At 60.1% G+C, this 17,293-nt stretch carries 21 protein-coding genes; 7 read left to right on the top strand and 14 right to left on the bottom strand.

The window, feature by feature from the left end; genetic code table 11:
• From ABL922_RS08425 to ABL922_RS08405, 5 genes are all read right to left on the bottom strand, one after another.
• The coding region (locus tag ABL922_RS08425; RefSeq protein ID WP_349023770.1) for a nucleotidyltransferase family protein at positions 1-592 on the bottom strand (592 nt) is incomplete at its 3' end.
• Entirely contained in the window at positions 589-1,443 is an 855-nt protein-coding gene (locus ABL922_RS08420; protein WP_349023769.1) for an HprK-related kinase A, read from the bottom strand. The genes ABL922_RS08420 and ABL922_RS08425, both read right to left, overlap by 4 nt.
• Positions 1,436-1,732, bottom strand: a complete 297-nt coding sequence (locus tag ABL922_RS08415) for an HPr-rel-A system PqqD family peptide chaperone (protein ID WP_349023768.1) — start codon at positions 1,730-1,732, stop codon at positions 1,436-1,438. Before ABL922_RS08415 ends, ABL922_RS08420 begins: the two co-directional genes overlap by 8 nt.
• Before the next feature lie 193 nt (positions 1,733-1,925).
• Positions 1,926-2,327, bottom strand: coding sequence for a hypothetical protein (locus ABL922_RS08410; RefSeq protein ID WP_349023767.1), 402 nt, complete (start codon positions 2,325-2,327; stop codon positions 1,926-1,928).
• 106 nt (positions 2,328-2,433) lie between these two features.
• The gene (locus ABL922_RS08405; protein ID WP_349023766.1) at positions 2,434-3,789 is read right to left on the bottom strand and encodes a porin; all 1,356 of its coding nucleotides are present in this window, start codon (positions 3,787-3,789) and stop codon (positions 2,434-2,436) included.
• A gap of 216 nt (positions 3,790-4,005) precedes the next feature.
• Here ABL922_RS08405 and ABL922_RS08400 point away from each other — a divergent pair, with 216 nt between their 5' ends.
• Complete coding sequence (locus ABL922_RS08400; RefSeq protein WP_349023771.1) at positions 4,006-4,911, top strand: SDR family NAD(P)-dependent oxidoreductase; 906 nt, start codon at positions 4,006-4,008, stop codon at positions 4,909-4,911.
• On the opposite strand, the gene ABL922_RS08395 is transcribed toward ABL922_RS08400, so the two are convergent.
• Positions 4,908-5,477, bottom strand: coding sequence for a TetR/AcrR family transcriptional regulator (locus tag ABL922_RS08395; RefSeq protein ID WP_349023765.1), 570 nt, complete (start codon positions 5,475-5,477; stop codon positions 4,908-4,910). The two genes, ABL922_RS08400 and ABL922_RS08395, sit on opposite strands and share 4 nt — an antisense overlap.
• Positions 5,478-5,539: 62 nt before the next feature.
• On the opposite strand from ABL922_RS08395, the gene ABL922_RS08390 reads away from it, so the two are divergent.
• The 3 genes from ABL922_RS08390 to ABL922_RS08380 are packed head-to-tail and all read left to right on the top strand — an operon-like array spanning position 5,540 to position 8,540.
• A complete protein-coding gene (locus ABL922_RS08390; protein ID WP_349023764.1) occupies positions 5,540-5,899 on the top strand; it encodes a c-type cytochrome in 360 nt (119 codons plus the stop codon).
• Positions 5,896-7,293 (top strand): D-arabinono-1,4-lactone oxidase, encoded by a 1,398-nt coding sequence (locus tag ABL922_RS08385; protein ID WP_349023763.1) that lies wholly within the window; start codon positions 5,896-5,898, stop codon positions 7,291-7,293. Before ABL922_RS08390 ends, ABL922_RS08385 begins: the two co-directional genes overlap by 4 nt.
• The gene (locus ABL922_RS08380; protein ID WP_349023762.1) at positions 7,290-8,540 is read left to right on the top strand and encodes an alanine racemase; all 1,251 of its coding nucleotides are present in this window, start codon (positions 7,290-7,292) and stop codon (positions 8,538-8,540) included. The genes ABL922_RS08385 and ABL922_RS08380 overlap by 4 nt, the downstream gene beginning before the upstream one ends.
• On the opposite strand, the gene ABL922_RS08375 is transcribed toward ABL922_RS08380, so the two are convergent.
• Both ABL922_RS08375 and epsC read right to left on the bottom strand, forming a co-directional pair.
• Complete coding sequence (locus ABL922_RS08375; RefSeq protein ID WP_349023761.1) at positions 8,537-8,884, bottom strand: DUF2794 domain-containing protein; 348 nt, start codon at positions 8,882-8,884, stop codon at positions 8,537-8,539. The genes ABL922_RS08380 and ABL922_RS08375 overlap by 4 nt on opposite strands.
• Complete coding sequence (epsC, locus tag ABL922_RS08370) at positions 8,881-9,597, bottom strand: serine O-acetyltransferase EpsC (protein ID WP_349023760.1); 717 nt, start codon at positions 9,595-9,597, stop codon at positions 8,881-8,883. The genes ABL922_RS08375 and epsC overlap by 4 nt, the downstream gene beginning before the upstream one ends.
• A 185-nt stretch (positions 9,598-9,782) precedes the next feature.
• Here epsC and ABL922_RS08365 point away from each other — a divergent pair, with 185 nt between their 5' ends.
• Complete coding sequence (locus tag ABL922_RS08365) at positions 9,783-10,691, top strand: hydrogen peroxide-inducible genes activator (RefSeq protein WP_349023759.1); 909 nt, start codon at positions 9,783-9,785, stop codon at positions 10,689-10,691.
• Here the strand turns inward: ABL922_RS08365 and ABL922_RS08360 are convergent.
• From ABL922_RS08360 to recF, 6 genes are read right to left on the bottom strand one after another with little or no spacing between them, the layout of a single operon-like run.
• Positions 10,688-11,968 (bottom strand): serine hydrolase domain-containing protein, encoded by a 1,281-nt coding sequence (locus tag ABL922_RS08360; protein WP_349023758.1) that lies wholly within the window; start codon positions 11,966-11,968, stop codon positions 10,688-10,690. The two genes, ABL922_RS08365 and ABL922_RS08360, sit on opposite strands and share 4 nt — an antisense overlap.
• Before the next feature lie 35 nt (positions 11,969-12,003).
• The gene (locus ABL922_RS08355) at positions 12,004-12,444 is read right to left on the bottom strand and encodes a molybdenum cofactor biosynthesis protein MoaE (RefSeq protein ID WP_349023757.1); all 441 of its coding nucleotides are present in this window, start codon (positions 12,442-12,444) and stop codon (positions 12,004-12,006) included.
• Entirely contained in the window at positions 12,441-12,692 is a 252-nt protein-coding gene (moaD, locus tag ABL922_RS08350; RefSeq protein WP_349023756.1) for a molybdopterin converting factor subunit 1, read from the bottom strand. Before moaD ends, ABL922_RS08355 begins: the two co-directional genes overlap by 4 nt.
• Before the next feature lie 2 nt (positions 12,693-12,694).
• The gene (pgsA, locus tag ABL922_RS08345; RefSeq protein ID WP_349023755.1) at positions 12,695-13,267 is read right to left on the bottom strand and encodes a CDP-diacylglycerol--glycerol-3-phosphate 3-phosphatidyltransferase; all 573 of its coding nucleotides are present in this window, start codon (positions 13,265-13,267) and stop codon (positions 12,695-12,697) included.
• Positions 13,268-13,309: 42 nt separating this feature from the next.
• Positions 13,310-14,944: a sulfotransferase gene (locus ABL922_RS08340; RefSeq protein ID WP_349023754.1), complete on the bottom strand. Its 1,635-nt coding sequence runs from the start codon at positions 14,942-14,944 to the stop codon at positions 13,310-13,312.
• 28 nt (positions 14,945-14,972) lie between these two features.
• Positions 14,973-16,037, bottom strand: coding sequence for a DNA replication/repair protein RecF (gene recF / locus ABL922_RS08335; RefSeq protein WP_349023753.1), 1,065 nt, complete (start codon positions 16,035-16,037; stop codon positions 14,973-14,975).
• Between the two features lie 574 nt (positions 16,038-16,611).
• On the opposite strand from recF, the gene ABL922_RS08330 reads away from it, so the two are divergent.
• A complete protein-coding gene (locus ABL922_RS08330; protein ID WP_349023752.1) occupies positions 16,612-16,788 on the top strand; it encodes a PspC domain-containing protein in 177 nt (58 codons plus the stop codon).
• Positions 16,789-16,938: 150 nt separating this feature from the next.
• A complete protein-coding gene (locus ABL922_RS08325; protein WP_349023751.1) occupies positions 16,939-17,283 on the top strand; it encodes a PilZ domain-containing protein in 345 nt (114 codons plus the stop codon).
• Positions 17,284-17,293: the final 10 nt, after the last annotated feature.

Below are 17,293 nucleotides of genomic sequence, written 5' to 3'. Positions count from 1 at the left end.
CTTGCGGGAGGGGAGAAGCATCCACCAGCATCCCTTCCGCATCCGGCGTCGGCCTCGCTGTCAGCGGCAGCACAGTGTGGTGCACATCGATCATCCGGTCGCGCTCTTTGTGGATCAGCGGCGGCAGTTCGTGCATGTGATCGCGGTAATAGGCATCGTCATAGGGGTCAGGCTTTACCCATTCCCAACCGGCTGCGAGCAGCGCCGCCTCAACCTCCGGCAAATCCTGCCGCGCTACCAGAATGTCGAGGTCACCTATCGACCGCCCCTCGCCTGCCTTCAAGCCAGCCGCGACATAGGCGGTGCCCTTGAGCAACACGACCTTGCCGTCATAGCCCGCCAAAGCGCGCCGGGCGCAATCGGCCTCCCACAAAGCAGAACGCCGCTGATAGTCAGAATTGATCCGCGCTTCGGTAAGGATTTCTGAGACCCTTGACGGCACTGACTCAGATTTGAGTCTCACGGCCAGCGTGCCGATCAACTGTTCGGCGCGTGCCATCGAGAGCAATTCGGTCCAGCCCTGCGCATCCAGACCGCGCGTGGTTGCGGGGTCGCGCAGCGCATCGACCAGCAGCATCGCATCGCGGCTCATGCCAGTCGCTCCCACAACTTTTCGACCAGCGCGATCGCCTCTTCGCCCGACTGATAATCAATCGCGCGCGAGGGCACGGATTTGACGAAGCGGGTCAGCGTCGTGAACCCTGCTTCGCCCAGCGCGACATAGTTGGTCGACGCCTGGGTTAGCCGCATGAAGGTCTCGCTCGGGGCCACCTCACGCACCGCACCCGGATAGCCATAGCGCGGGAACAGCAGCAGGGCCGGTGCGCCACCTTGCGCCATTTGCGCAATCGCATCCGGCGGCGGCACCATGTGGCGAATATCGCCCTTCGGCGTGCCTGCGAGCAACGGCCCAAACCGCGCATCGCGCTGTGCCGCCTGCATCGCTGATATGGCGCTGTTCTTCAGACTAATAAGGCGCGGGAATGGGGCGACCTGGCCCGTCACCGGATCGAGCAACACAAATTCGTCACCCATGAAACGCCAGCCTTGCGAGCCCAGCAAGGCCGACAAGGTCGATTTGCCCGATCCCGATTGCCCGGTCATCACGAGCACGCGTCCATCGCGTTCAACCGCACTGGCGTGCAGCAACAAATGCCGTCGCCAGCCGAGCGCCATTTGCAGGTTCATCGCCATTTCGGCAGCCAGCAGGCCCTGCGCCAACGGCAAGGGCGCCGCATCGGGCAGCATATAATCGCCGCCAATCGCGATCGACGGCCGCAGCCAGCGGCGCAACCAAGTCGTCGGTTCCAGCCGGACGGTGAAGTCGGTAAAATCGGGCTTTGGATAGTCGCGATAAAGCTCCGCCATCTGCTCCAGCGGCGCGGACCATGCCGAACCGATGCGAAACGCCGCTGGCCCCACCTGAACGCGAAACTCAGGCATCCGAAATGCGCTCCACCAGCCCGAGTCCGGCCAATTCCTCCAGCCGTTCGGCAATCAAGGCAACCGCATCATCCTGCCCGCCCAGATCAAAACTCGCCGCCAGCCGTTCGGCGAGTGTTGAAGCGTCGACCGCGTCTCTCCCCATCTCCTCAAGCATCTGCGGCACCGGTTCGCCAACCATATGCGTGATGCCCGAACGCCGCTGATAAATCAGCGTCATCATATCGAGCGGTTCGACGATGCGGGCATCGGCGGGTTCAGCTTGGTAGTGGGTTTCGGATGCGGCCACAGCCAAGGCCTAGCGCAATGCTGTTAAATTTCAAACGCTGCAATGGCGGATGAGGCCAATCAAAAACTTCGTCATTCCCGCGAAGGCGGGAATCTATCATCTGAGCGTGATGTTCGAACGCACCTGCCGTTGAAACCTATGTGTCGGGAGATGGGGCCCCGCCTTCGCGGGGGTGACGAACGGGATGGAGATATCAGCGCGGCATTTGCAGAGAAGCGAAACAGGTGAACCCGCTCTGCCCGGCCTGCAGGCGGCGGATATAATTCACATAGGCCTGGCTCTGCTCATAGGTCGTGCCCGGCAGTGTCTGGCCCGAAAGCGCACGCTTCACCTCTTCACCGCTGAATTTCTGGCCCGTCGCGACAAAGGAGCCCGGCGTGTCGGGCGCTACCAGATTGCCGGTCGCGTCGATATTCATCCCCGTGCCATGCGGTCCTGGAACCGGAATTTCGCAGTTGAGCACCGAGCCAGCGGTCTGCGCCAGCGCAGGGCGAACCGAGACGACAGCAGCCACACCTGCGGCGCCCAGCATCAGCGCGCGCCGGCGCGTTGGCATCTGGATCGGATCGTTATTCTCGGATGGTTCGCCGCTCATTCACTGCCTTTAGCAAGATCGGCGGAGGAATCCATAACAGGAATTGTAAAGGCTGACCCGCGTCTTGGAACGGGACAGCCTTTGCGCAAAGGTTAAATGCAGTGCGTCAGAAATCGATCTGCGCGCGCATTCCGAACACATCCGCCGAATAATCACCGCTCCCGCCCGCGAGCACAGCCGCATCTGTCAGCTCAAGATGGCCGTAATTGGCCATGAAGCGCACATATTCCATCGGCGTCCAGACGAGAGACAGGCCGTAGGTTTGCTGCTTGCCGCCGACGATCAATTCATCTGACAGATCGATCCAGTCATAACGCGCATTGACCTGCCATGCGCCCATTCCGCCCTTGCCGAGCGGATTGGACGGCTTCGTGCGGTCAACCACGCCACCCTTATAGGCGAGCGAGTCTTTTGTCAGGAAATAGCCGACCTCGGCATAACCGCCGTTGAAGGTCGGGTCGGCAAAGGCGCCGATACGCTTTGCGGTCAGCCAATGGCTTTCCGCACTGGCGTGAAAGCGGCCATTGCTGACCAAGGCTTCAAGACCAAAGCTGTCCTCTCCGCTCGCCAGGAAACCGCGTGTATCGACAAAGCGGGTATCGGTGGTGCGGGTGAACGGGCGGGCGCGATAGCGCGCGGTGCTCGAAAAATCGTTGAAGCGGCGGCTGTGGCCCGATGCACCGAGGTGCAGCTGGGTATTGCCCAATTTGGGCATGAAGACGATGCGGCCATCAAAGCTGCGGCTGTTGTTGGAGCCATCGCCGTTCAGGTCGGCGGCATTGTCGGCAAAGATACCGCCCTGCAAGACAACATTCTTGCCCGCATAAGCGGCCGACAGGCCCACGCGGCGTTCGAAACCGAATGCACCATGATAGGCGGCACGCTCGTTAAAGCTGGTGAAAAGATCGCTGGTCAGCTCTTCCAAACCCCAGAAGGGCTTGTGCTGGCCGACTGTGATGGTCAGTTCCTTGTTCGCCTTATAACTGATGTACATGTCGGTCAGGTCGACGCTTCCGCTCGCAACATCGGCTTCAAACCGGTAACCGAAGCCGCCCGGTATTGTGCCGTCGAAACCAAACTGAGCGCGGCGAACGCGGGTTGCAGTTCCAAGGCTATTTGTTGCGATCGTGTCGGAAGGATTGACCGACGCTACGTCAAACTGGATGCGTCCACGCGGTTTGAAGCTCCAGCCGCCTTCGCCCTTGATTTCGGGTGCGCCTTTCCAAGAAATTTCGGCAGCGGGCTTCTTTTCAACCGCTGCGACCGCCACAGGCGCGGGAGCGGGCGCAGCGGCCACCTTTTCAACCTTGGCCGAAAGCTCCGCCAGTTGCGCTTTCAGGGCAGCGACTTCGGCGCGCAGCGCCTCCATCTCGGCGTCATTCGATTGCGCCAGCGCCGGATTGGACGCGAGCATGGCGGCTGTAGCGACGCTGCCGAGCAGCAATTTGCGTGCGAATTTCATGTCGGTCCCTTTTCCTTCCCCGAATCGCCATGACAAAAGGATTGCCAATTCGCGTCGCCTTTATGACGGCAATAAGTAGCTTTTGTTACAGTCACCCAATTTTGCCGCTTTACGCTTGCGTAAACGTAAGGGGCGTGCCAATCCGCGCCCCGCAAATTCCCGGGGGTTGGAGTCGCATTTGCGTATCACCAGTCCTCTTAAATCTGGAGCATGACAATGACCATCAACTTCAAGGATAAAGTCGCCATTGTGACCGGAGCCGGCGGCGGACTGGGCCGCGAATATGCGCTCGAACTCGCCCGGCGCGGTGCCAAGGTTGTCGTGAACGACCTTGGCGGTGCGCGCGATGGCACCGGCCATTCGGATGCCGCGCTGAACGTGGTTGAAGAAATCAAGGCCGCTGGCGGCGAAGCGATGTCGAACGGCGGCAGCGTCACCGAATATGAACAGATGGTCGAAATGGTCGCCAAGGCAAAGGAAGCCTGGGGCGGCGTCCACATCCTGATCAACAATGCCGGTATTCTGCGCGACAAGAGCTTCACCAAGATGGAAATGGCCGACTGGAAGCTGGTCGTCGACGTCCACCTCAATGGTTCGGCCAACTGCACCAAGGCAGTATGGGATCTGATGCGCGAACAGAATTATGGCCGCATCCTGATGACCGCGTCGTCGACCGGCCTGTACGGCAATTTCGGCCAGACCAACTATGGTGCCGCGAAACTCGGCCTCGCTGGTTTCACCAAGTCGCTCTATCTCGAAGGCGCCAAGTACAACGTAAAGTGCAACACACTGGCACCGATAGCCGCGACCCGCATGACCGAAGACATTTTGCCGCCTGCGGCTTTCGCAATGTTTGATCCGGTCAATGTCGTTCCAGCCGCCCTTTTCCTCGTTTCGGAAGATGCACCCGCCAATGTCATCATGGGTGCCGGTGCAGGCTTCTTCCACACCGCCAACGTCACCATGACGCAAGGGATGCTGCTGTCGGGTGAAGACCTGTCACCCGAAGGTGTTGCCGCCAATTTCGCGCAGATCAGCGACCGCACCGGCGAAATCGTCCCCCAGTCGGGTGGCGAACAGTCGATGCAGGCGATGAAGCTTCTGCAGGCAAAGGCAGGCTAAGCGAGCAAGGCCCGGATTGCCCGGGCCGCATCCTGCATTATTGACCGGCTATCGAGCTCGGGTTCGTCGAAGACGAGTTCGATAGCCGCATATCCCAGATCGACCGCCAGCCGCGCACGGCGCTCCAGACTGGCTCGATCCTGCCCCGGCTCCAGCGCGAGCGCGCGCTCCACCAATTCCACCGTCAGCGTCCGGTGCGACGCCAATCGCACCTCGGCCAATTGCGGCACTGCACGCAGCATCCGCATCACCCAAGGGCCGCCGGGGCTCTGCCGCGTCAGTTCGACATGATCGAGCAGCGACTTTGCAATCGCGCCCTCATCCTGCCCCGGGTCGAGCGGGACCAGCGCGTTCTGCGCCTCCATCAACCGCATACCCAGCGCCGTCAGCAGCGCATATTTGTCATCGAAATAATGGTAGAGCGTCGGCGGCGTCACCCCAGCCTTCGCCGCGACCAAATTGGTGCTGACGCGCTCCACGCCCACTTCCGCCAGCAACGCACCCGCTGCATCGAGCAGCTTTTCACGCGTTGCGATCGAACGTTTCTGAAGGGGCTTGCGCGGCACTGAGACATCCTGCTTGACGTAATATAGTTATAGCTATATTTCTGCGCATGGGAAGGGAAATTATGCGAAAACTTGCACTGGCGATTCTGGCACTGCCGCTCACGGCCTGTGGCAGCGGGGAAACCCCGCCCAAGCCGCTGACCGAGGCGGAGAGCGCGATGCTGTCGCCATCGGATCCAAAGCTCGCCGAACTTTATGCGGGCTCGTGCAAGGCGTGCCATACGGTCAAGGATTCGCTCGCGCCCTTAACCGGCGACCGCACGCTTTGGGATGCGCGCTGGGAACAGGGCGAAGACGCACTTCTCGCCGCTGCCATTCAGGGCAAGAAGGGCATGCCAGCCGGAGGGCAATGTTTCAGTTGCACGCCCGACGATATGAAAGCTTTGATCCGCTTCATGGCGGGACGGGAGGGCGAACAATGAAACTGGGCCGCCGCGCATTATTGGGAGGGGCCGGTCTGCTGGCGCTGGGTGTCGGTGGGCTGACCGGACGCCGCCTATGGCTGAGCCGTGAGCCTGAGCCGCCCGTCGCTATAGATGCCAAAGGCCGCGCGTTATGGTCGAACTGGGCGGGCAACGAACATGCCTATCCTGCGGCCCGCGCCGCGCCAGCAAACGAGGGGGAACTCGCCGCGCTGTTACCCAAGGCACAGAAACCCGTCCGCCCGGTTGGTTCGGGCCACAGCTTTACCGCGCTGGTGCCGACCGACGGTACTTTGCTCTCGATCGATCGGCTGAACGGGTTGGTCAGCCATGATGCAGCCGGACTGACCGCCACGGTGCGCGCAGGAACCAAGCTCTCCGCGCTTGGCCCGATGCTCGCCGGGATCGCTCAGGAAATGCCCAACCTGCCCGACATCAATAAACAGACGCTGGCAGGTGCATTGGCCACCGGAACCCACGGAACCGGCAAAGGGATAAAGGCGATTCACGGCGATGTCACCGCGATGCGGCTTGTCTTGCCCAGCGGCGAGGTCGCGGAATGCAGCCGCGATGTCCGGCCCGAATTGTTCCACGCCGCGCGCGTCTCGCTGGGCGCGTTCGGCGTGCTCAGCGAAGTGACGCTGCAGAACCGCCCGCTCGAGCGGGTCAAGAAAATCGTGTCGCTGGTCGATACCGAAGACATGCTGCGCCAATGGCCCGCGCTCGCCGAGAAGCATCGCAACGCCGAATTTCTGGTGCTGCCCTTTACCGGCAAATCCGCGCTGATCACCCACGACACCACGACCGAACCCGTCAGCCCGCGCGGCACCGATCAAGACAGCGATACGCTGATGGATCTCAAATCACTGCGCGACCTGTTCGAATTTGCGCCCGAACTGCGCAAAAAAGCGGCGCAATCGGCGATGGCCGATATCCCGCCCGACATCGCCATCGACGAAGGCTGGAAATTGCTTTCGAACGAACGCCCAGTGCGCTTCAAGGAAATGGAATATCACCTGCCGATTGCCGAACAGGTTGGTGTGCTGCGCGACATCATCCGCCGGATCGAAAGCGATGCGCGCGGGGTGTTCTTCCCCATCGAAGCACGCATCATCGCCCCCGACGATGCCTGGCTGTCGCCATTTTACGAACGCGAGAGCGGCTCGATTGCGGTGCATGCTTGGTACAAGGAGGATCATGACTGGATGTACAGCCTCGCCGAACCGCTGTTCCGAGAGGCCGGTGGCAGGCCGCATTGGGGCAAGCTGCACTCGCTGAAGGCAGAGGACTTGAAACGCCTCTATCCGCGCTTTGCCGAGGCAAACGCAGTCCGCCGCGCGGTCGATCCCGATGGCCGGATGCGCAATCCGTTCCTGCAGCGACTGTTCGGATGAAACGCCGGACATTCTTCATCGGCGGCGGTGCCTTGATTGCGGCGGGTGCGGGTGCAATGCTGCTGCGCCCGACAGAGGAGGGAGCGATGCACAGCGACTATTTCCGGAAACTGGCCGACGCGCTTGGCCGAGCGGGGTTGAACCGGCCAACGCTGGTGATTGATCGTCAGCGGCTTAGCGCCAATGTGAAAGCCATTCGGCAGAGTGTCGACAAGGCTGGGCTGCCGTTGCGCGTTGTCGCCAAATCCCTGCCATCGCCCAAATTGCTCGACGCCGTTCTGACGGGAATGGGCAGCGACCGGTTGATGGTGTTCAGCGCAGAAATGCTGCTGCAATTGCTGCCATTACGCCCCGATGCCGACTATCTGATGGGCAAGCCGCTGCCCGTCAGCGAATATGCGCGCGTTGCCGACAAGGCTGGGGCCGATGCCCTCGCCCGCGTGCAATGGCTGATCGATACGCCCTTACGCCTTTCGGAATATATGACGGCGGCCAAATCGCGCGGACTGCCCCTGAATGCCAGTCTGGAAATCGATGTCGGCCTGCACCGGGGAGGCTTTGCTGATCCAGCAGCGCTTTCCGCTGCGGTTGAGGCTGCCAAATCGGGCGGCGCGAAAATTTCCGGGTTGATGGGTTATGACCCGCACGTCCCCAAAATGCCCAGCCCCGAAAAGGCCTATGCGGCAACACAGGTCGCCTACAAAACCGCCATCGACATATTGAAGGCCGCCAATCTCGATGTGTCGGCTATGACCCTCAACGGCGCGGGCAGCCCCACATTCCGCCGCCATTGCAAGGGCACGGTGGCGAACGAAGTGTCGGTCGGCTCCGCCTTCGTCAAACCCGGCGATTTTGATTATGAGGATCTGGCCGACCTGACTCCAGCCGCCTTCATCGCCACGCCTGTGCTAAAGGCCAGCGGCGATCAGGAACTGCCCGGCCTCGAACCGCTGTCAGGTGCATTACAATGGTGGGATCGCAACACCGAGCGCGGTTTCTACATCCATGGCGGCCACTGGCTCGCCAAACCAGCTTCACCCGAAGGCCTGCAATATTCGAAGCTGTTCGGCCGCTCCTCCAATCAGGAATTGCTGACCGGATCGAACAAAATCGCCCTCAACCCCGGCGACACCATCTTCCTGCGCCCCGACCAGAGCGAAGCGCTGTTCCTGCAATTTGGGGATATCGCGGTGTTCGATGGGGGTGAGATAGCGGAAACCTGGCCCACACTGCCAGTGAGTGCTTAGCCCTCAACCAGCTTCAGCAACTTCCGCTCCACCGGTGCCAGCACCGGCACCAGTTCGTGCCCACGTTTGAGCACCGCGCCGCCTTCGCCGATCAGCGCCCACATGCCTTGCTTGTTGCGCAGCGACGGGTCCTTGACGATGCGATATTCGGGGCGCTCTGCGGTTCGGCGAAAGGCGGAGAAGATTGCTACATCGCGGCCAAGATCGATGGCGTAATCGCGCCAGTTGCCTGCCGCGACCATCCGGCCGTAGAGATCCAAAATGCGGGTGAGTTCATCACGTTCAAAGCCGATCTGGCGCGGCAGGCGCGCGGCAACCGGAAAGGGCGTGATGATTGCGCTCAAGCCGACTTGCTGCCCCCGCGCTTGCGTGCCGAACTTTTCGCAGCGGCAGCAGCATCGCGTTCCTCAAGCAGCTGCGCCAGACGCTTCTGCATGGTTTCCATTTCGCATTGCAGGATTTCCAGCCGCTGCGTCGCCGGATCGAAGCGTTCGCTGCATGGCGTACCATAGGGCACAAAATTCTGCGTTTCGGGTTTCACCTCGACCAAAGTCGGCTTGGCGGGAATGCCCACCATCGTTGCACCTTCGGGCACATCCTTGGTCACGACGGCATTGGCACCGATACGGCTGTTCGCGCCCACGGTCAGCGGTCCCAGAATCGCAGCACCCAGACTGACAATCACATTGTCGCCCAAGGTCGGATGGCGCTTGCCGCCCTGCCCGCTGGTGGGGTTGGTGCCACCCAAGGTCGCGCCTTGGTAGATGGTGACATTGTCGCCAATCTCGGCGGTCTCGCCGATCACGACAAAGCCGTGGTCGATGAAGAAATTGCGCCCGATCACCGCACCCGGGTGGATGTCGATAGCGGTCAGGAAGCGCGAGATATGGTTCACCAGCCGTGCGAGGAAATACATCTCGCCCTTGAACAGCCAGTGCGCAACACGGTGCATCCCGAGCGCCCAGACGCCGGGATAAAGCAATATCTCCCAACGCGTGCGCGGCGCCGGATCGCGTGCCTTTATCGAGTCGAGATATTCGACAAAATTTCCCAGCATGGCCTTTTACCTCCCGCAACCCGCAGTGCGAACTTCCCGTCCGCATCGGCCATTCGTTTGTTACGCCTGTAAAGTTAAGCGCTCGTACAAATAATTCCAGACCTGTTGACTTTGGTCAAAGGAAAAACATGGATTTTATCGGATGAGACGATTAATAATCGCATATTAATCGATTGGACCGTTTTATGTCGACCTATTTGCCCACCCTGAAACAGCTGCAATATCTGGTCGCGCTTGAAGAACATGGCCATTTCGGCAAGGCGGCCGATGCCTGTTATGTCACCCAATCGACGCTGTCCGCAGGGATCAGAGAGCTGGAATCGCTGCTCGGGCTGGTGTTGGTAGAGCGCACCCGCCGCGTCGTGCGCTTCACCCCATTAGGTAAGAAAATGGTCGCAAAGGCGCACCGCATCCTGCGCGAGGCGGAGGAACTGGCCGATATGGCGCGTGCGGCGGGCAAGCCGCTGGCCGACGAATTGCGGATGAGCGTAATCCCGACGATCGCGCCTTTCCTGCTACCACGCCTCCTACCAGCGCTGCGCAAGAAATATCCCGACCTCAAACTCTATCTGCGCGAAGAAACCAGTGCGGCGGCTTGCGAGGCGCTGCACCGTGGCCAGGTCGATTGCGTGCTTCTGGCTTTACCCTTCGCCGCTGGCGATGTGGAAAGCGCCAAATTGTTCGACGACCGGCTGTACGTCGCTTTTCCCAAGGGAGAGCCGGATAATCCGCCAAGCACCATCGTGCCCGAAATGATCGATGAATCGCGCCTGCTGCTGCTCGTCGACGGCCATTGCCTGAAGGACCATGCCCTCGCCGCCTGCAACCGACCCGAACTGCGCGCCTCGGCAACGATGTTGGGCACCTCGCTACACACGTTGATCCAGATGGTCGATAATGGCCTGGGCCAGACGCTGATACCCGAAATTGCAGTGAAGAACGGGCTGCTCAACGGCACCGAAGTGCTGGCCCGTCCGCTCGACGCGCCGCATGCCAGCCGCGAGATTGCCCTGGTCTGGCGCACCAACAGCCCGCGTCAGCCGGAATTTGAACTGCTCGCCGAAACCATGCGCGAGCTTGTCGAGCAGAGCTAGTCCCCCGACGGCCCCAGATATCCCGCACCATAGACCGCTTGCCGGATGTCATGGTGCAACGTGCCGTCGAACGGGCGCACTTGCACGAAATAGACCGCCGCCAGATTGTTCACCGGATCGACCCAGAACAAGGTTGTCGCCGCGCCGTCCCAGAAAAACTCGCCGGTAGCGCCGCGATTTTCCTCCGCGGTTTGCGGCGCCGATTTGCGCACGGCAAAGTCGAAGCCAAAGCCGACCGAGCCCTTGCCGGGCAGCCATTGCCGGTCGGTGACACGCGGATCGAGATGGTCGCTCGCCATCAAATCGATCGTTGACGGCTTCAAGAGGCGCACACCTTCCAATTGGCCCTTGCCGAGCAGCATGCGGGCAAACCGCATATAGTCATCGAGCGTCGAGGCGAGACCATAAGCCCCGGGCGTGAGTTTGTTGTCGTTGAAATTGAGCATGCGGGCAACGTCGTCGCTCTCGCGTTCCAGCTTGCCGCCCTTGTTCCAATACATAGCCGCGAAGCGCGCAAAATTGGCCTCGGGCTGGTGCCAGGCGGTGTCGCGCATCTTGAGCGGGGCTAGGATATGTTGCTGCACATAACCGGCATAAGGCTGGCCCGAAAGCTTCTCGACCAGCAGCGCCTGCACATCGACCGAAATGCCGTAAACCCAGCGCTCGCCGGGATCATGAAGCAAGGGCACACGCGCCAATCGCCGCCCCAGCTCCGCTAGATCATGGTCGAGCGCAGAGGGCTTGGCGAGGCTGAAGGCTTCATGCGCAGGCGTTTCATTGCCATCGCCGGCAAAGCCCGCGGTGTGCCGCATCAGATCGCGAATGCTGATCGGGCGCGCCGCTGGTCGATATAGGGCAACGCCATTGGCGTCCCGGCCCGCATAGACCTGCATATTGGCAAATTCGGGCAGATAGCGCGCCACCGGATCGTCGAGGCCGAACTTCCCCTTTTCCCACAATTGCATCAGCGCGACGCCGGTAACCGGCTTGGTCATCGAGAATATCTGCACGATCGTGTCGCGCGCCATCGGCTTGCCATTTTCGCGGTCGGCATGGCCCGATGCGCCGAAATAGACCTCGCGGCCATCCTTCCACACCAGCGCAGAAACGCCTGCCGCACGGCCATCGCGGACCATATCGGCCAGCGCAGCGTCTATGCGCGTCTTGCTGATTGAAAAGCTCGTTGAAGTCGCTTTGCTCTCTGCGGCATGGACAGGAGTATGAACCGTCGCGGCCAGCGCCAACGCAACCGGAATTAGCCTTTGCCGCAATCGCATGAAACTCTCCCTTACTCTGATGGCGTTACGCCAATTCAGCTATCCCAAATGTCGGCGCGTGCAATATCGCCCGACTTCTGTTCAACCCAATTCACAGCATCGCCCCGATATTCTTTCTTCCAGAAAGGGGCATCGGTCTTCAACCGGTCGATCAGGAAGGCGCAAGATTCGAGCGCGGCTGCGCGGTGCGGCGATGCCGTTGCGACCAGAACTATAGGCTCGCCGACCGCCATCCGGCCGACACGGTGTATGATGGTGCAGCCGGCAAGCTGCCACTGTTCCTGCGCCGCATCGCAAATATCGCGCAAGCTTGCCTCGGTCATGCCGGGATAATGCTCTAGCTCGATGGCTGTCACGCCATCATCGCCGCGCACTATTCCGGTGAATGTTGCAACCGCGCCAACGCCCGTTGCCTCCAGCGCCGAAGTTTCGGCGGCGATGTCAAATGCTTCGCGTTGAACCGAAACGCGGATCATCCGCCTGTGACCGGTGGGAAAATGGCAAATTCACTGGCACCCGCAATCGCCGCGTCGGCCTTCACCATGCGCTGGTCGAGCGCGAAACGCAGCTTCGACCGGTCGGCCAGGGCCTCTGCATGGAGCGGCGATTGGGTGGCCAGCCAGTCGAGCGCATCGCCTACCGTCAGCACATTCGCCGGAAAGTCAAAATCTTCATCATTGCGGCCCAGCGCCTCGCGCACACGGGCAAAATAGACCAGCTTCATGCTCAATCCATATGCTTGATGCCGACGCGCAGATAATCCCATCCGGTGATGATCGTCAGCACCGCCGCCACCCACAACAGGAACAGCGCGGCTGTTTTCAGCAATGTCCAATCGGGCAAAGCGCCCGCCAATATCAGCCCGCCAAAGGCGACCAGTTGCGCAGTGGTTTTCCATTTTGCCAGTTGTGACACCGGCACCGACACTTGCAATCCGGCAAGAAATTCGCGCAAGCCCGACACCGTGATTTCGCGCAACAATATGATCAACGCGGCAATCACATGCCAGCCATCGACGTCGCGGGTGAATACCAGCAACAGGATGACCGCGCCGACCATGATCTTGTCGGCGATCGGATCGAGGAACACGCCCAGTTTCGAAACTGTGCCCTGCGTGCGCGCCACATAGCCATCGAAATAATCGGTGATCCCCATCAAGCAATAGAGCGCGAAGGCGAACCAATAATCGATGGGCAGCGGTTGCACGCTATAGGGCTTGGTCCCCGGCCACAGCAGGAAGACAAGGATCGGCACCGCAAAAATGCGCGAGAGCGTCAGGATATTGGGTAAGCTCAGCATGACCATGATGTCCTAACGTTAAATCCTGCCAAAGACATCAGCTTATTTGCCCGCAACAGCAACTTCGGGATAACTCTGCCACAGTCCGCCCAGCGCATCCTTCAACGGATCGAGCCATTGCTCATACGGCTTCCATTGCTCAACCCCGTCGCGGTTGATCGGGCGGCGCACCTGTTCGCTCGATGCGGTACGCACCGCGCGCTTGTTCTGGTGGAAGTTGAGGCAGGCCTCTTCGAACGGCACACCCAGATAGTCGAGCATCGCGCGCACCTGCAATTCAGGCTCCTCGATCACCTGTTCGTGGATCACGCGGTAGACGCGGCCAGGCAGCACGGTATCAAAATGCGCCATCAGCCGGACATAATCGGCATAATAACGCCCCATATCAGACAGGCTGTAGCTGAACGCCTGTCCCTTGGCAAAATGCTGGCGGAAGTTTGAAAAGCAGCAATCGAGTGGGTGCCGCCGCGCATCGATGATCTTCGCATTGGGCAGGATCAGGTGGATCAGGCCGGTATAGATCCAGTTGTTGGGCAGCTTGTCGATATAGAAAGGCTTGTCGGTCTTGCGCTGCACCGCCGTGCGGTGCAGAAATTCCGCGCCCAGTTCCGCCAATCGTTCTGCGGGCATATTTTTGACCGCATCAACCCAGCCGCTGGGCGTCGCCTTGCCCTCGCGCAGCGCAATCGCAGGCAGGTCGGGCAGTTCCATCGTCCCTTCGATCAGCGAATGGCTCGCGAGGATCTGTTCGAGCAGGGTCGAGCCCGCGCGCGGCATGCCGAGGATGAAGATGGGGTCGGGCGTCGCTACGCCCTGCCCCGCCCGGCTCGCGATGAATTCAGGGGTGAAGGTTGCGATAATCTTGTCGACATGCCCCGACACGACCGTCGGATCATAATCGAGTTGGACGTGCCGGATTGCGTTCGCCCGGTCATAATGCCCGAAGGAGGTTTCCGCCTCGCGCCGGTCGTCAAACGCCTTGCCCAGCGCGAAATGCAGGTGCAGCCGATCGTCGTCCGAAAGGTCGGCCGTCCCAAGCGCCGCCTCCATCGCAGCGATATCGGCATCATCGAAGCGGACGGTTTTCAGATTGGCAAGGCTCCACCAGACTTCGCCCAAAGTCGGTTCGACTGCCAGCGCGCGGCGATAAGCAGCGATGCCTTCGTCCTGTTGGCCCACCGTTTTGAGAACATGCCCAAAACTCATCCACAGCTTGGCATGCTGCGGAAAGCGTTGCGTCAGCGCGCCGTAAAGCGCCAGAGCCTCATCATATTCGCCGATCCTGCCCAGTGCCGCCGCCATAAGGGTCTGCCCGCTGGCATCATCAGCCTCAACCTGCAGCACGCTATCAAGCAGCTCAACCGCCTCTTCAAAGCGGTTTTGGCGGTAAAAGATGCCTGCCAGATTGGACTTTGCGGCGATGAAATCAGGCGCGAGTTCCAACGCACGACGCAATAACGCCTCGCTATCCTTCAATCGCCCCAGCCGTGCTGCCAGTTGCGCCATCAGCCGGATCGCAGCAACATCGAAGGGGTTGTCGTGCAAATGCGCCCGCAGAATCGGCTCGGCATCGGGCAGCCGGTCTTCGTTGATTGCCAGCGCCGCCTCGATCAATTGCGGATTGCGCATGCCACGCGCGACATAATGGCTGGCTAGATCAGGGGCGTTCTGCGTCATGATGCTCCGCTTATCGCACTCACAGGTTTCAGCCAAGCGCGCTGTCGGCGATATACAGTCGCAAGGCGTCCGTCCCCGCGCTGTCGAACAGGCTTTCCTCGGTTCCGGTCATCCACACCTGGCTGCCGGTATCGTAGAGCCGCTCGAACAAGGCCTCGCGACGACCGGGATCGAGATGCGCCGCGACCTCATCAAGCAGCAGAATCGGCGACGCTCCACGCAATTCAGCCACCAGCCGCGCATGGGCAAGGATGAGCGAAAGCAACAACGCCTTTTGCTCGCCCGTCGAACAGCTTGCCGCTGGCTGGCCATGTCCGTCATGCCGAACCAGCAAGTCGTTGCGATGCGGGCCTGACAATGTGCGACCTGCCGCGCGTTCGCGTCCGCGGTTGGCTTTCCAACCAGCGGCCAGCGCGTCGGTATCGGGAATGCTTTCATCCTCCAGCGCCAGCAAAGGACGAGCAAAGGGTGAAGGCGGCATCGCAGCCAGTCGTTCGGAAAGCTGCGCCACTGTGCGCGTCCGGCTTTCGACAATCGCTGCGGCATATTGCGCCATGCTTGCCTCAACCGCATCGAACCAGGCGGCGTCGCCCTGCCCTTCGGACAGCATCCGGTTGCGCTGGCGCAGGGCATTTTCGTAACGGCTGCTGTTCAGCGCATGCGAAGGCTCGAGTGCCAGCACCAGCCGGTCGAGAAAGCGCCGCCGCGCGCCCGCCCCGTCCATGAACAGCCTATCCATCGCAGGCGTCAGCCACAGGATCGACAACCACTCGGCCAGATCGTTGATCGCCGCATTTGCACCATTGATATGCACGATACGGCGGCCCGGCGCCTCTACCGACACCGCGGTGCCGAGCGAAGTCTCGTCCAGCTTTGCCGCCACAGCAAAGCCGCCACCTCCGCCTTGCCGCGCCATTTCATGCAAATTGCTCCGGCGAAGTCCCCTGCCGGGCACCAGCAGCGAAACCGCCTCCAATATATTGGTCTTTCCCGCGCCGTTCGCACCATGCAGGATGATAAAGCGCCCCTGCGGATGCACGCTCAAAACCGCATGGTTGCGAAAATCTGTCAGGTCGAGCCTATCGAGCGCCATGCCGTCGCCCTATCCGAGATGCGGCCTGCGTCAATGTCGATTTGGACGTTTCGAACGCACAAGGTGCAATTTTCACCAACTCCATCCCAAATTATTGGTGTATTTTCCCAATATTCAGCTTTGTAAAATCATCTCCTCGAGACCTGCATTATATCAATATGTTGTTTTTATTATGTTTATCAAAACTGGCACGCCCCATGCTTATACCTTGGCATCCCCGGAACGATCCGGAACATGAACAAGGAAGGACTTTTAAAATGACCATTTCGACCCGCAATCAGTTCGCTTCGATCTTCGCAGCTATCGCATGTGCATTCCTGACCATCGGCGTCAGCGTTGCTCCCGCAGTTGCTCCTGTAGCCCCCTATCTCGCGTAACAGCGTCGCCTACGAAAGGAATTTGAAATGAACGCTTCGTCTCGCAACCAGCTCTTCTCGATCGCAGCCGCTCTGCTGTGCGCTTTCGTCACGGTCGGGATGAGCATCGCCCCCGCACTTCAGGGTGGTATGATCTGATGAACCCGAAATTCGATCTTCCTCCCGTCGTCACACCTGTTACTTCAAAGGAAAGCAAAATGACCAAATTGACGCTCGATCGCGCCAACAAGAAAATCTGGGGCGTGTGCGCAGGCCTCGCCAACTGGACCGGCGTCGATGCCACGGTAATCCGCATCGTTTTCGTGCTCGCCACGCTGTTCGGCTTCGGCTCCGCGCTGCTGATTTATGTCGCCTTGGGGTTGATCCTCGATTGACCCCAATCGACTTTGACCAATTTATACAATGTAAACTCTCCTATTTCGACTAAAGCATCTGCCGTTCACGTCGTTATTCCAATTGGACCTTAACTTTTGGCGTGATATACTGCGTTGCATACAAGCAACCGCTTGCAGGAAAGGCATTTTATGCCCGAAGACCCGATCAAACGGGAAGAAGTTGAAGATACTGGCGACGAACATCGCAAATATTCACGCGACGAAGTATATATAACTATTGATGTACGCGAGCATGGCGGGGGTCGGCATAGAGCCCTGATGATGGATCTGTCCCAGTCCGGCTGCCGGATTTCTTCGGTTACCTATATGGGTGAAGGCAAGAATGTCCATGTCACGCTCCCGGGCTTTGCGCCCTTGGAAGCGGTGGTCGTCTGGAAAAAGAATGACGAATATGGCTGTTCCTTTTTGCAGCGCCTGCATCCGGCCATCTACGATCACATCCGCGCCAAATATCCGTCGCTCGGCCATTTGTGACGCCTTTGCG

Origin of the sequence: Sphingorhabdus sp. (assembly GCF_040079335.1) — a bacterium.
In the GTDB taxonomy this organism is placed as follows: Bacteria; Pseudomonadota; Alphaproteobacteria; order Sphingomonadales; family Sphingomonadaceae; genus Sphingorhabdus_B.
This window is presented reverse-complemented; position numbering and strand designations above follow the sequence as displayed.

Coding starts and splice junctions, on each gene's coding strand:
- ABL922_RS08420 (WP_349023769.1), bottom strand. CDS start 1,443: ATGCCTGAGTTTCGCGTTCAGGTGGGGCCAGCGGCGTTTCGCATCGGT.
- ABL922_RS08410 (WP_349023767.1), bottom strand. CDS start 2,327: ATGAGCGGCGAACCATCCGAGAATAACGATCCGATCCAGATGCCAACG.
- ABL922_RS08405 (WP_349023766.1), bottom strand. CDS start 3,789: ATGAAATTCGCACGCAAATTGCTGCTCGGCAGCGTCGCTACAGCCGCC.
- ABL922_RS08400 (WP_349023771.1), top strand. CDS start 4,006: ATGACCATCAACTTCAAGGATAAAGTCGCCATTGTGACCGGAGCCGGC.
- ABL922_RS08390 (WP_349023764.1), top strand. CDS start 5,540: ATGCGAAAACTTGCACTGGCGATTCTGGCACTGCCGCTCACGGCCTGT.
- ABL922_RS08385 (WP_349023763.1), top strand. CDS start 5,896: ATGAAACTGGGCCGCCGCGCATTATTGGGAGGGGCCGGTCTGCTGGCG.
- ABL922_RS08380 (WP_349023762.1), top strand. CDS start 7,290: ATGAAACGCCGGACATTCTTCATCGGCGGCGGTGCCTTGATTGCGGCG.
- epsC (WP_349023760.1), bottom strand. CDS start 9,597: ATGCTGGGAAATTTTGTCGAATATCTCGACTCGATAAAGGCACGCGAT.
- ABL922_RS08365 (WP_349023759.1), top strand. CDS start 9,783: ATGTCGACCTATTTGCCCACCCTGAAACAGCTGCAATATCTGGTCGCG.
- ABL922_RS08360 (WP_349023758.1), bottom strand. CDS start 11,968: ATGCGATTGCGGCAAAGGCTAATTCCGGTTGCGTTGGCGCTGGCCGCG.
- ABL922_RS08355 (WP_349023757.1), bottom strand. CDS start 12,444: ATGATCCGCGTTTCGGTTCAACGCGAAGCATTTGACATCGCCGCCGAA.
- moaD (WP_349023756.1), bottom strand. CDS start 12,692: ATGAAGCTGGTCTATTTTGCCCGTGTGCGCGAGGCGCTGGGCCGCAAT.
- pgsA (WP_349023755.1), bottom strand. CDS start 13,267: ATGCTGAGCTTACCCAATATCCTGACGCTCTCGCGCATTTTTGCGGTG.
- ABL922_RS08340 (WP_349023754.1), bottom strand. CDS start 14,944: ATGACGCAGAACGCCCCTGATCTAGCCAGCCATTATGTCGCGCGTGGC.
- recF (WP_349023753.1), bottom strand. CDS start 16,037: ATGGCGCTCGATAGGCTCGACCTGACAGATTTTCGCAACCATGCGGTT.
- ABL922_RS08330 (WP_349023752.1), top strand. CDS start 16,612: ATGACCAAATTGACGCTCGATCGCGCCAACAAGAAAATCTGGGGCGTG.
- ABL922_RS08325 (WP_349023751.1), top strand. CDS start 16,939: ATGCCCGAAGACCCGATCAAACGGGAAGAAGTTGAAGATACTGGCGAC.